Origin of the sequence: Pseudoalteromonas sp. 2CM37A, assembly GCF_023161885.1 — a bacterium.
Lineage (GTDB): Bacteria > Pseudomonadota > Gammaproteobacteria > Enterobacterales > Alteromonadaceae > Pseudoalteromonas > Pseudoalteromonas atlantica.
In genome coordinates this window covers 44,508-58,063 of the sequence record NZ_JALNTJ010000014.1, presented here as the reverse complement: position 1 = coordinate 58,063, position 13,556 = coordinate 44,508, and the positions used below count along the sequence as shown (strand labels likewise).

Sequence of the window (13,556 nt, the reverse complement as noted above, 5' to 3'; positions counted from 1 at the left end):
TCCTTTATTTTTCGAGTCAACACTTAATTTTAAACTTTCTTTTTAGAAGATTTAAAACCGAAGTTTTACTTAACTCTCTGAGCTGTTGTGCCTTGCTATGCTTCAGCGTTTCCCGTCTCAGTGGGGTCGCATTATAGGGAGATTCGAGCGGGGGTCAATGTTTTATTTCAGCTTTTTGACAAATAAATTAATTTAGTATAAAACGCATACAAATAAAGGCCTACGGGCTGATTTTAGATTAAAAAACGCGCATGTTAAGTCGCTATTTTACAGCTAATATTTGCGCGTTAGAAAAAGCAGTACATTTAGTAATCGCTGTACTGCTTTGTTGGTTTTAATTTGCTGCAATTTGCCATACAGCTATAGAACCTGAGATCTCATTACCGATTATAAGCAGTGGCTCGCCTGTCGCACTTTGTTCGGCAGTTACAAACACCATGCCTTCGGGTGCAAGGTCGCCGGTTATACCTGCCCCTTCTATTACACCACGGTTATAAAAGTAATCTTCAAATTGCACATCGTAAGGGTTGGTAATATCGTAAACCATAATCCCGCCCATGCGCTCAAGACCTATAAAGGCAAAAGTGCGTTCGTCTATCGTACCTATTGTTAGCGCTTCGGGTTCTGCGCCTTTATCATCTGAGCGTGTGTCACCTTCGTTTTCATCTTCATTGTTATTAAAGGCTTCACCATGAACCGATGCGGTAATACGACCTATGTCATCGCCTGAGTCAAATACCACCAGCCCATTACTGTCCCAAATAGTAAATGAGCGTGCACCATAGGCATAAAACGATTCGTATTGACCGTCGTCATTCGTATCACCTTTTACAGTGCTTACCTTCAAGCGGCCTATATCGTCATCGTCGTTATTTAAGTAGTCAAAATTAGCTGCAAGCGTTAAATCTTCAACACGGCTTTCATCTATATAGGCAAGACAGCCATCATTTTCATCGTAATCTAGGCCGCCCTTTGCTGTGCAGTCTGCTTCATCTGTTACATCAAAGAAGTACTCGCGTGCATCACCTTCATTTGCCGATACTATAAAGTTTGCGCCTTTCCAGCTAAAGCTTGAAATTGTATCTGGCTGATACATACCATAAAGCCCTGGGTACGATTTAAAATTAACACCGCCGTCTTTATCTGATGCATCTATTTGTAAATTTGACCAGTCTTTAAAGCCTAGCGCTTTTAGCTCTACGCTATTATCTTCTAGGTTAATAATAGCGAGACCGTTATTTTCTTGAATTGATACGTAGGCATATTTGTTATCTTTAGAAATGCTGACGTACTCAGGCTCTAAATCCATAGCTACTGTCGTATTTATTACATTTCCGTTAATAGTGCGCCCTGTAGGGTTAGCAAACACAAATCCATCAGACTCAAGTTCAGCTTGCTGACTATTGTAAGTAGTAAAGTCAATATTAGTTGCCGTATCAGCTACTACACCTTCTACTATATTAATTATGCTTACAGAGCCTTCTGGGTCGATACTGTAATCGCCATTAGGTTCACCTTCATTGGCTACAACTACTTTTGTACCGTCGTGGTTAAAAGTCACCATGTCTGGTAAAAAGCCCGCTGGTACATTTTTTATGAAGGCGGGTGTATCGCCGCTTATGTCGTAAAATGCAATTTGACCCGCTTCGCCCACATTTTTAGCAGCCATAGCCACAGCTAGCATTTGGTTGTTTTCATCTATTGCTATGCTGTTTGCATCGCCTAGGGTGTTGTCGTTTAAGGTAAGGGTAATGGTTGATGTTAGGTTAGTTGCACTCACTATCCCTTCGTTATCTTGAACAAGGGCCGCCGTATCAAAGGTGTCGGCGGGTATAATATTCACTACTGCTTCATCACCAGAACTATTAATGGCGTATATCCACTTTTTAGATGCTTGATAAGCGACTATTTCGGCTGCACCTTCGGGGCTTTGGGCATTAAGTACAGCGCGGCCTACTAAACTTATATTTAACGCAGAGTTTGCATTAGTGCCGTTAGTACCATTTTGACCCGCTGTGCCTTGCTCCCCTTGGATACCTTGCGTGCCGTCTTGGCCGTCATCTCCATCTAGTGAGCAACCCGTTAATATTGATATGAGTGAAAGTGCTATAAGTGACCTTTTTAACATTGTTATTTTCCTTAGTGTGGTATTGAACAAAATAACAACACACAGGTATGACAAAGCTATGGCACTTTTATTTTCATTAGATTTCGGCAATAAAAAAGCGAGTGTTAAACTCGCTTGAAGCTAAGGAGTAGCTTATTACCCATGAAAGCAGCTTTGTAGCTAAAAGCTATTAATTTCGAGTTTCTTTTATAAACTCTTTTAGCTCATCAACCGAAGGCTCAATACCTTGTTGGTTTTTTTGCTCGAACCAATCGGCTAGATCACTGATTATGACAGAGCCATCTTGTAAGCATAACTCATCGTTTTTTAGCCAAACATCAGGCGATCGAAGTGAGGGTTCAGTATACCAACTACAATAAGTGTAACCTCTGCTTTTTAAATTAGCCTCTATAACGAGATTCGTCGGGATTGATAGAATTAATAAAACAATTAAACCTACAACTGCAGTTTTAAATGCATTAATTAAAGTTAACTTTATATCAAACCCCAAAAAGCGCTGTAAAGTCGATAAAAACGTTAGAAATAAGCAAGGCAATAATAAAAAAGATAATAGTATGGTGGCCTGCTCTTTGATAAAAAATTGAGGCTGACTAACTAAAAATATAGTTTCCACTTCGGAAAAAAAGTTTAAGGCTATTTTGTAGCACAGTCCTCCACTAATAATTAACAAGAAAAAAACAGATGCTAATTCCTTCATATTTGCAAAAGATAACTTCTTATCTGCTTTTTTCCATTCTAAAAACTTCAAAAGTTATAAGACCTATTTTTTTTAAACATAGGAACCCCAAAAACCTCATGTAAAAATTCATTTGGATTTTCTTTATATTCGTTATTAATTTTCTGCGCTCCAGCCCTAATTTTAACTACATCACTTTGTATCTTATTTTCAATATTTCTTAACTCTTCAGAAAGTACTTTTACATAACCACTGGTATCCGAAAATGCAATTGAAAAAGCCACCCCAACGACTACAACAACCAACAAGGGCACTAATACTGTACCAGCAATTATTGTTGCTAAACCTGCTGATGCTGATGATGCAACACCTAATATTGTACTAGTAGTCACAATAGCAGCTCCAACTACAGCCATGTCTACGGCTACACCTGCTACTAAGTCATGCCATGTTTTTTGATCGTTTAATAAATAGTCTGTAGCATGAAATGTCACTGAAATTACTAGAGTAAGCACAAACCCACCCTTCATAGCTTTTGCAGCTTCTAATTTACCGACACCGATAGTAAAAAGTTTGGGGTTGCTTGCTAAATAACGAGTACCCGTTAAATGAGCTTTGATACCGGGGTAAGAGGACATTATAATAGCGGGGGAACCATTATAAACTTTAATTTTAAACTTACCGAAAACATTACCTTGGCGGTGCATTGCAACCGCTATAATGGCTAATGCCTTCACATCATTAAATAAAGGATAGAGTCCACCTCCAGTCTTTAATTGATCTTTAATTCGTTTCCATTTACTTGATAGTGAATTATGCTCTTCCAGTAACTCATCAAGCCAATCAACCACTTCTGAACGAGATTTACCTTGCTTCATCTTTACAGAAATAATGTAGTCTACAAACTCTGCTGAGTTCATTTGGATAAGCGTGTGATTATTACCTGATAGTATGTTTTTGATTTGATTTTGGCGCTGCCTTTCGGCGACAGCACGACGAGCATATGCAGACATAAGACTTCCTTGAGTGTAATTTTTAATCCGTTAACTATAAGTTTAAATAATAGTCAAAATTTAAGCAATAAAAAAGCGAGTGTTAAACTCGCTGTAATTATTTAATAAGTAATGATCGTTGCTATTTTTTAACCGGGCGTTTCCAGCCCGTTAAATTACGCTGTTTAGAGCGTGCTATTGCAAGTTGTTCATCTTCAACGGTACTGGTGATCACAGAGCCTGCACCTACAGTTGCTGTTGTACCAATATTTACAGGAGCAACAAGTGATGAATTTGAACCAATAAAGGCGTTATCACCAATAATGGTTTTTGCTTTATTAACTCCATCGTAGTTACAGGTAATAGTACCAGCGCCTATATTCACTTTTTCACCAATTTCAGCATCGCCTAAGTAACTTAAGTGGTTTGCTTTAGAGCCTTTACCTAGTCGGGTTTTTTTCATCTCTACAAAATTACCAATGTGCGAGTCTTCTTCCATTACCGCACCAGGGCGCAGGCGAGCATATGGGCCTAGCGTACATTTAGCCGCTACGCTTGCATCTTCAATTAGGGTATTCGCTTTTATTACAACGTTATCGCCTATGGTACAGTTTTTAAGTACGCAGTTAGGGCCAATTTGTACGTTATTGCCTAGGGCTACATTACCTTCAAAAATAACATTTATATCAATTAATACGTCTTCGCCTGTTTTAACATTGCCACGTACATCAATACGAGCAGGGTCGGCTAGGGTGGCACCATTTAACATTAACTCTTCTGCTTGCCATGCTTGATAAGCACGCTCTAGGCCTGCAAGTTGTACGCGGTTGTTTGCGCCTTCAACTTCCATTGCATGATCGGGCTGTGCTGACGTGATTTCTACACCTTCACTGTGCGCCATAGCAACAATATCTGTAAGGTAGTATTCACCCTGCGCATTATTGTTAGATAGATTGCCTAACCATGTTTTTAAAAGCTTGCCGTTAACCGCCATAATGCCGGTGTTTACTTCGCTGATAAGTAGCTGCTCAGCGCTTGCATCTTTTTGCTCAATAATACCTACAAGCTTGCCCTCTTCTCGTAGCATACGGCCATAGCCATTTGGGTTAACCAAATTAACTGTTAATACCGCCAAACCATTTTTAGGTGTTGCAGCTAGTAAGCGCTCAAGTGTTGATTGCTTTGTAAGAGGTACATCACCATATAAAACAAGTACAGTGTCGTCATCATTAATATGAGGGTTTGCTTGTGCTACTGCGTGGCCAGTACCAAGTTGTTCTGCTTGCAGTACCCAGTTTACGTCGTTATCGGCAAGTTGTTGTTGTAATAGTTCGCCGCCGTGCCCGTAAACTAAGTTAGTGGTGGTTGCACCAAGTGCCTTTGCGTTATCTATAACATGCTGCACCATTGGTTTACCTGCCACTTTATGCAGTACTTTTGGTAGAGCAGAGCGCATACGAGTACCTTTACCCGCAGCAAGAATTACTGTTGTTAGAGCCATTAAAACAATTTCCTTTTTCCGTTGTTTTAGTGAGGAGTTAATGAAAGTAGCTTAACTAGATTACGCATGTCACTCCATGTATACATACTCAGCCGTATTATAAAAAATAATGGCTGAATCTATGATAAACAAACTATTCATAATAATTACACTTATTGTAACCAGCTTTGCTAACCGATATAAGTGTAAAGCCAAATTACAGGCACAAAAAAGCCCACATAACGTGGGCTTTTAAAAACCGGATAGGCTTACTTTTTACGTAATTGCTGAATTACGCGAAGTTGTGCAATAGCTTCTGCTAGTTGCATAGCTGCTTTTTGATAATCAAATTCAGCTGCTGACGCATTAGCCATTTGGCTTTCTGCGTCACGCTTAGCTTGCTCTGCGGCTTGCTCGTCTAGGTCTTCACCACGAACAGCTGTATCAGCAAGTACGGTTACTATGTTCGGTTGAACTTCTAGTGTACCGCCAGCAATATAGATCAGTTCTTCTTCACCATGTTGCTTAACTAAACGTACCATACCAGGTTTAAGGGCAGTTAGTAGTGGGGCGTGACCGGCATTAACACCAAGCTCACCTTCACTACCAGATACTTGAATCGATTCAACTAGACCAGAGAACAAGCTCTGCTCTGCGCTTACTACGTCAAGATGTACAGTCATAGCTGCCATACTACCCTCCTAATTACATGCTTTTAGCTTTTTCTTGAGCTTCTTCGATAGAGCCAACCATGTAGAACGCTTGCTCTGGAAGGTCATCAAATTCACCGCTTAGAATGCCTTTAAAGCCAGCAATTGTGTCTTTTAGTGAAACGTATTTACCTGGCGCACCTGTAAATACCTCTGCCACGAAGAATGGCTGAGATAGGAAACGCTGGATTTTACGTGCACGAGATACAAGTTGCTTATCTTCGTCAGAAAGCTCGTCCATACCTAGGATAGCAATGATGTCTTTAAGTTCTTTGTAACGCTGAAGAACTGTTTGAACGCCACGTGCTGTATCGTAGTGCTCTTGACCAATTACTAATGGGTCAAGTTGACGTGAAGATGAATCAAGTGGGTCTACCGCTGGGTAGATACCAAGTGATGCGATATCACGTGAAAGTACTACTGTTGCATCTAAGTGAGCAAAGGTAGTTGCTGGAGATGGATCCGTTAAATCATCCGCAGGTACGTATACCGCTTGGATTGATGTAATTGAACCTGTCTTCGTTGAAGCGATACGCTCTTGAAGTACACCCATTTCTTCAGCAAGTGTAGGCTGGTAACCTACCGCTGATGGCATACGACCAAGAAGTGCAGATACTTCTGTACCAGCAAGCGTGTAACGGTAGATGTTATCTACGAAGAAAAGTACATCGCGACCTTCGTCACGGAACTTCTCAGCCATAGTAAGACCAGTTAACGCTACGCGTAAACGGTTACCAGGAGGCTCGTTCATCTGACCGTATACAAGCGATACTTTATCAAGTACGTTTGAATCGTTCATCTCATGGTAGAAATCGTTACCCTCACGAGTACGCTCACCAACACCTGCGAATACTGAGTAGCCGCTGTGCTCGATTGCGATGTTACGGATAAGTTCCATCATGTTTACGGTTTTACCTACACCGGCACCACCGAATAAACCAACTTTACCACCTTTAGCAAATGGACATACAAGGTCGATTACCTTGATACCAGTTTCTAAAAGTTCTACTGAACTTGATTGCTCTTCGTATGAAGGCGCTGCACGGTGAATAGACATACGGTCTTCTTCGCCGATTGGGCCAGCTTCATCGATTGGCTCACCAAGTACGTTCATGATACGACCAAGCGTTGCTTTACCAACTGGAACTTGAATCGCTTCACCTGTATTTTCTACCGCTGCGCCACGACGTAAACCGTCAGTAGTACCTAGTGCGATAGTACGAACAACACCGCCACCTAGCTGTTGTTGAACTTCTAAAGTCAAACCAGCTAAATCGCCATCTGTTACTTTTAGCGCGTCATATACGGCTGGCACGTTGTCTTGAGAAAACTCAATATCCACAACGGCACCGATAATTTGGACGACCTTACCTAAACTCATGTCTATTCCTCTCGTTAATCTTTGCCTGAAGCATTAAACTGCGGCTGAACCAGAAACAATCTCACTAATTTCTTGTGTGATTGCCGCTTGGCGGGCCTTGTTATAAACAAGCTGTAACTCATCCATAAGGTCGCCGGCATTATCTGTTGCAGCTTTCATTGCAACCATACGGGCAGCCTGTTCAGAGGCAGCGTTCTCAACCACACCTTGGTATACCTGAGACTCAACAAAGCGTACAAGCAAAGACTCTAATATAGCGTCTGGGCCTGGCTCGTATAAGTAGTCCCATGTGTGGGCAGATACTTCTTCTTCAGCTTTTGGCAAAGGGAGTAACTGGTCAATTGTTGGTTCTTGCTTCATGGTATTAACAAAGTTGTTATATACCAGGAATAAACGGTCAATTTTACCTTCAGAGAATGCATCTAGCATAATTTTTACAGGACCAATTACGTCTTGTACTGAAGGCTTATCTCCAAGGCCTGCTTTTTTAGCAAGCACTTGACCGCCAAAACGTTGAAAGAAACTAGCAGCTTTGCTACCTAAAGTTGCAAACTCAGCGTCCACACCTTTTTCTTTCCACGCTTTAATGTCTAATGCAACTTTTTTAAACTCATTTGAGTTTAAGCCGCCACATAGACCACGGTCTGTAGAGATAACAATATAACCAACTCGTTTTACTTCACGTTCTTCTAAGAAAGGGTGAGTAAAATCAAGATTTGCTTGAGCAACACGACCAATTACTTTGCGTAATTTGTCAGCGTATGGACGGCTTGAAGCCACTCGTTCTTGCGCCTTTTTCATTTTAGACGCAGCAACCATTTCCATTGCGCTAGTGATCTTTTGAGTATTTTTAATACTCCCGATCTTGCTTTTAATCTCTTTTCCGCTGGCCATGACTCTCTCTCCGAATCAAGGTGTGCTTTAGTAAACTAAAGCGCACCATTAATAACTAAATTACCAAGTTTGCGTAGACTTGAACTTCTCAAGAAGTTCTTTAAGCTGCGCTTCGATCTCGGCGTTGTAGTTACCAGTTTCATTGATTTGAGCCACAAGCTCTGCGTATGTGCTACTTGCATAAGAAAGTAAAGCTGCTTCGAAATCCATAATTTTAGAGATTTCGATATCTTTAAGATAACCTTTCTCAGCTGCAAATAACGACAAAGACATTTCAGCAACAGACATTGGTGCGTACTGTTTCTGCTTCATTAGCTCTGTTACACGCTCACCATGCTCAAGTTGAGCACGAGTTGCATCATCAAGGTCAGACGCGAACTGCGAGAACGCAGCTAATTCACGGTACTGAGCTAGGGCTAGACGGATACCGCCACCTAGTTTCTTAACGATTTTAGTTTGTGCAGCACCACCAACACGCGATACCGAGATACCAGCATTTACTGCCGGACGGATACCTGAGTTGAATAAGTCAGTTTCTAAGAAGATCTGACCATCGGTGATAGAGATAACGTTTGTCGGTACGAACGCAGAAACGTCGCCGCCTTGAGTTTCAATGATTGGCAATGCCGTCAATGAACCAGTTTGTCCTTTCACTTCACCGTTAGTGAACTTTTCAACGTAATCAGCGTTTACACGCGATGCACGCTCTAAAAGACGCGAGTGAAGGTAGAATACGTCACCTGGATATGCTTCACGACCTGGTGGACGCTTAAGTAGTAATGAGATTTGACGGTAAGCAACAGCTTGCTTAGATAAATCATCATATACGATTAATGCGTTTTCACCACGGTCACGGAAGTATTCACCCATAGTACAGCCCGAGAACGGTGCTAAGTACTGAAGTGCCGCAGACTCAGAAGCAGATGCTACAACTACGATAGTATTTGCAAGTGCACCGTGCTCTTCTAATTTACGTACTACGTTAGCAATAGTAGATGCTTTTTGGCCAACCGCTACGTACACACACTTAACGCCTGTGTTCTTTTGGTTGATGATTGCATCGATTGCTAGTGCAGTTTTACCTGTTTGGCGGTCACCGATTACAAGCTCACGCTGACCACGACCAACTGGAATCATCGCATCAATAGATTTGTAACCAGTTTGAACTGGCTCATCTACAGATTGACGCTCGATTACACCTGGTGCAATTTTTTCTACAGGTTCAAAACCGTCGTTATCTAAAGCGCCTTTACCGTCGATAGGAGCACCTAGTGTGTTTACAACACGACCAAGTAAGCCAGCACCAACAGGAACTTCTAAGATACGACCAGTTGTGTATACTTTTACGCCTTCAGTAAGGTCAGCGTAAGGACCCATAACTACTGCACCAATTGAGTCACGCTCAAGGTTTAGTGCGATAGCATAACGGTTGCCTGGAAGCTCAATCATCTCACCTTGCATACAGTCAGCTAGACCGTGGATGCGGATGATACCGTCAGTAACAGATACGATAGTACCTTCGTTACGAGCTTCACTTACAACTTCGAACTGCTCAATACGTTGTTTGATCAGATCTGAAATTTCAGTGGAATTAAGTTGCATGCTCTTTTTCCCAATTACGATTGTAGTGTTGTGGCTAAGCGGTTTAATTTACCGCGTACTGAGCCGTCGATTACAGTGTCACCCGCCTTAATAATAAGGCCGCCAACAACTGCAGCGTCTTCACTACAATTCAGCTTAACTTTGCGTGCGAAACGTTTTTCAAGTGTCGCTACCAATGACTCTTGCTGCGCTGCAGCAAGAGGGGTTGCCGAAATCACATCTACGTCGATTTCTTTGTCATACTCTGCTTTAAACGCAGCGAATAACTGAGCAACCTCAGGCAGTGCAATCAAACGTCCATTTTCAGCCATCACCTTAACTAGGTTCTGACCTTGTTCGTTGAGCTGCTCAGCACATAAGTTAATAAATAACTCAGCTTGTGCAGTAGCAGTAGGCAATCCAGCTAGAATGGCTGATGCTTGTTCATTGCTGGCAACTTCGCCTGCAAAAAACAACATGTCATTCCAGCTTTCAATCGTGCCTTTTTCAACGGCAAGTTCAAAAGCCGCTTTAGCGTATGGGCGAGCGATAGTAGTCAATTCAGACATGCTCATACCCTCCTAATTACAGCTCAGCGACAAGTTTTTCAACGATGTCACTATGTGCGGCTTGATTGATTTCACGCTCTAAAATTCTTTCAGCGCCAACCACTGCCAGAGTTGCTACTTGCTTACGTAGCTCTTCTGTTACACGGTTACGCTCTGATTCAATTTCAGAGTGCCCTTGAGCAATAATTTTTTCACGCTCTTCTTGTCCACGAACAGTTTCTTCGTCAACAATAAGCACGGCACGCTTTTTAGCTTGTTCAATGATATCAGCCGCTTGAGCTTTTGCATCTTTAAGCTGTTCTGCAGCTTTTTGTTGCGCAAGTTCTAAGTCTTTTTCGGCTCTATCAGAGGCAGCTAAACCATCTTCAATTTTCTTCTGGCGAGACTCAATTGCATCATTAAGTGGTGGCCATACATATTTCATACAAAATAGTACAAACACCGTAAACGCAATTAATTCACCGATAAGAGTGGCTGTTATGTTCACGACCGCTCCTCCTTAAAATAGTAAGCTGTTCAAAAAATAAAATTAAAGTACGAACAGGATTACCATTGCGATACCAACACCGATCATTGCTACCGCATCGATTAGACCAGCTAGGATGAACATCTTAACTTGTAATGAAGGTGCAAGTTCAGGCTGACGCGCACATGCTTCTAGGAATTTACCACCCATGTTACCGAAGCCGATAGCAGTACCGATTGCACCGAAGCCGATAAGTAAAGCAACTGCGATGTACTTAAGACCTAATACTAGTTCCATTTTTTTCTCCAAAGTTTCAATTGTTAAAGTTAAATATAAAAAGTGTATAAATTAGTGATTGTCTGAACTTGCCATGCTTAGGTAAACAATGGTTAGCATCATAAATACGAATGCTTGTAACACGATTACTAAGATATGGAATACAGCCCAAACAAAGTGCAACGGAAGTTGCATTAAACCAACTGCGCCGATAAGTATGAATATCAATTCACCAGCGTATAAGTTACCGAATAAACGCAGTGCTAACGAGAAAGGCTTAGACACTAGAGCGATTGTTTCTAGTAATAAATTACAAGGAATTAAGAAAATCATAGCCACTTTGCTATTAGAGCTAAACGGGTGAAGTGTAAGCTCTTTAATGAAGCCACCAACCCCTTTAATTTTAATAGAGTAACCAATCATCAGAATAAACACACCCAATGCTAATGCAGCGGTTAAGTTTATGTCTGTGGTAGGTACAATTTTCATGTAAACGTCGTGTGAGTCCATGCCAAAGGCTTGTTCACCAACAAAACCAGCAAGTGCAGGTAAGAAATCAACTGGGATTAAATCCATTAAGTTCATTAAGAACACCCAAACAAAAATTGTTAAGGCTAATGGAGCAATTAATTTGCTTTTACCGTGGTAAGTGTCACGTACGTTGTCACCAACGAACTCAACAATCATTTCAATAAAACATTGAAATTTACCCGGTACTCCGGTGTGAGCTTTCTTTGCGGCGCTTCGGAAGGTCCATAAAAATAATAGACCAAGTCCGATTGACCATGCGAGGGTATCTATATTCCATGTCCAGAAACCACTGTCTGCACACGCTTTGTTGAAGGCAAGACCTGAGTCGGTCATACACATCTTAGCGTTTGTTAAGTGATGCTGGATATGGCTTGATATAGTAACTTCTTCTGCAGCCATGTTATATCCCAAAAGTTAATGTTTAAAAAAAACGGGTGCAAACAATCCAGTAAAGAGCACAAATACGTAAACACAAAAAAACGGCACTAAAACGACCGTGGTTGACTTGAGTATCAGTGCAAACAATACGATTGTTAGCATAAATTTTAATCCGTTACCGCGTTTTAACGAGGTATACGCTTGATTTGCTTTGCTTGCACCCATATATCTGAATGCATAAAGCGCAAATACTAGGTGAGGAAGTATTGCTACGCTGCTACCGGCAAGTGCTGATACGCTGGCGTTTACTCCCCAACCAACAAAAATAATTACTGCAGCTACAAGTGCTACGATACCCTGAAGACAAATTAATTTAAATGCGGCAAGCCTATAAGGTCTTGCTAACTTATTAGTCACGTTTAGTTAACCTTTATGGCGTTCTAATTGTTAGGGTGTGAAAACTGGCGAAATTATACTTAATCCTACCAGTTTTGCAACTTGAGTAGACGCTTTGTAACACAAAATAGCTACAAATGTCTCTTATCGGACATGTAAAATTTTAATGGTCGGTATTGCTGTGATTTATACGATTTAAAATGCCATCAAGCTCATCTAAATTGGTGTAAGAAATAACCAACTTACCTTTGCCTTTCGCGTTATAATTTATTTCTACTTTAGCCCCTAAGTTGTCGGCTAATTTTTGCTCTAAACGCTTAACGTCTGGGTCTTTTTCTGGTGCTTCTTTAGCAGCAACCGGCTCTAAAATTGAGCGTACTAACTTTTCGGTTTCGCGAACAGTTAGCGCTTTAGCAACGGCTAATCTTGCAGCGTCAGATTGTGCTTCACCTTCAAGTGCTAATAAACAGCGTGCGTGGCCCATTTCTATGTCGCCATGCTCTAACAGAATTTTAACATCACTATTTAAATTGTTTAATCGTAGTAAATTGGTCACGGTCGTGCGCGATTTACCCACCGCATCGGCAACTTGCTGGTGCGTTAATTCAAATTCATTCAATAATCTGTTTAAAGCGATAGCTTCTTCCATTGCGTTTAAATCTTCACGCTGAATATTTTCTATCAGCGCAATAGCAACGGCGGCTTCATCTGGCACATCTTTTACAATACAAGGTACGCTTTCTAGCTTTGCTATTTGTGCAGCACGCCAACGGCGCTCACCGGCAATTATTTCAAAGCTATTTTCTGCAACAGGGCGCACCACAATTGGCTGAATAATGCCTTGAGAGCGGATAGAGCTTGCTAACTCCTCAAGCGCTTCTTCAGACATATCTTTACGAGGCTGGTATTTTCCTGAGTGTAAAAACTCAATAGGCAGCTTTTGCAATTCATTCGCAACGGGCTGTGCTGCAGTTTGTACAGCCTCAGTCACATTTACTGTGTCTTGTTCCTTGCTTGAGCTCGGCGCTGGTTTTGATGAACTTAAAAGGGCATCGAGTCCTCGGCCTAAACCTCGTTTTTTAGCAGACATGTTATTTT

General features: G+C 41.4%; 14 protein-coding genes. All 14 read right to left on the bottom strand.

The window, feature by feature from the left end:
• Positions 1-334 precede the first annotated feature (334 nt).
• On the bottom strand, positions 335-2,128 hold the full coding sequence (locus tag MTF68_RS18950; protein ID WP_248463335.1) for a choice-of-anchor I family protein: 1,794 nt from the start codon (positions 2,126-2,128) through the stop codon (positions 335-337).
• Positions 2,129-2,297: 169 nt separating this feature from the next.
• Positions 2,298-2,876 (bottom strand): DUF1240 domain-containing protein, encoded by a 579-nt coding sequence (locus tag MTF68_RS18945; RefSeq protein WP_138576256.1) that lies wholly within the window; start codon positions 2,874-2,876, stop codon positions 2,298-2,300.
• Complete coding sequence (locus MTF68_RS18940) at positions 2,873-3,817, bottom strand: hypothetical protein (protein ID WP_248463334.1); 945 nt, start codon at positions 3,815-3,817, stop codon at positions 2,873-2,875. Before MTF68_RS18940 ends, MTF68_RS18945 begins: the two co-directional genes overlap by 4 nt.
• Positions 3,818-3,938: 121 nt before the next feature.
• Entirely contained in the window at positions 3,939-5,297 is a 1,359-nt protein-coding gene (glmU, locus tag MTF68_RS18935) for a bifunctional UDP-N-acetylglucosamine diphosphorylase/glucosamine-1-phosphate N-acetyltransferase GlmU (RefSeq protein WP_138576252.1), read from the bottom strand.
• 248 nt (positions 5,298-5,545) lie between these two features.
• A complete protein-coding gene (locus MTF68_RS18930) occupies positions 5,546-5,968 on the bottom strand; it encodes a F0F1 ATP synthase subunit epsilon (RefSeq protein ID WP_004588077.1) in 423 nt (140 codons plus the stop codon).
• A gap of 13 nt (positions 5,969-5,981) precedes the next feature.
• The gene (gene atpD / locus MTF68_RS18925) at positions 5,982-7,367 is read right to left on the bottom strand and encodes a F0F1 ATP synthase subunit beta (RefSeq protein ID WP_004588076.1); all 1,386 of its coding nucleotides are present in this window, start codon (positions 7,365-7,367) and stop codon (positions 5,982-5,984) included.
• A gap of 33 nt (positions 7,368-7,400) precedes the next feature.
• Positions 7,401-8,261, bottom strand: a complete 861-nt coding sequence (atpG, locus tag MTF68_RS18920; RefSeq protein ID WP_004588075.1) for a F0F1 ATP synthase subunit gamma — start codon at positions 8,259-8,261, stop codon at positions 7,401-7,403.
• A gap of 60 nt (positions 8,262-8,321) precedes the next feature.
• A complete protein-coding gene (gene atpA / locus MTF68_RS18915) occupies positions 8,322-9,863 on the bottom strand; it encodes a F0F1 ATP synthase subunit alpha (RefSeq protein WP_004588074.1) in 1,542 nt (513 codons plus the stop codon).
• A 14-nt stretch (positions 9,864-9,877) separates the two neighbouring features.
• Entirely contained in the window at positions 9,878-10,411 is a 534-nt protein-coding gene (gene atpH, locus MTF68_RS18910; RefSeq protein WP_004588073.1) for a F0F1 ATP synthase subunit delta, read from the bottom strand.
• A gap of 16 nt (positions 10,412-10,427) precedes the next feature.
• Positions 10,428-10,898: a F0F1 ATP synthase subunit B gene (atpF, locus tag MTF68_RS18905; protein ID WP_004588072.1), complete on the bottom strand. Its 471-nt coding sequence runs from the start codon at positions 10,896-10,898 to the stop codon at positions 10,428-10,430.
• A 42-nt stretch (positions 10,899-10,940) separates the two neighbouring features.
• Positions 10,941-11,174 (bottom strand): F0F1 ATP synthase subunit C, encoded by a 234-nt coding sequence (gene atpE / locus MTF68_RS18900; protein WP_004588071.1) that lies wholly within the window; start codon positions 11,172-11,174, stop codon positions 10,941-10,943.
• A gap of 51 nt (positions 11,175-11,225) precedes the next feature.
• Positions 11,226-12,083, bottom strand: a complete 858-nt coding sequence (gene atpB, locus MTF68_RS18895) for a F0F1 ATP synthase subunit A (protein ID WP_004588070.1) — start codon at positions 12,081-12,083, stop codon at positions 11,226-11,228.
• Positions 12,084-12,098: 15 nt separating this feature from the next.
• Positions 12,099-12,479: an ATP synthase subunit I gene (locus MTF68_RS18890; protein WP_024032126.1), complete on the bottom strand. Its 381-nt coding sequence runs from the start codon at positions 12,477-12,479 to the stop codon at positions 12,099-12,101.
• A gap of 142 nt (positions 12,480-12,621) precedes the next feature.
• Complete coding sequence (locus MTF68_RS18885) at positions 12,622-13,548, bottom strand: ParB/RepB/Spo0J family partition protein (RefSeq protein WP_004588068.1); 927 nt, start codon at positions 13,546-13,548, stop codon at positions 12,622-12,624.
• Between the last annotated feature and the right edge of the window lie 8 nt (positions 13,549-13,556).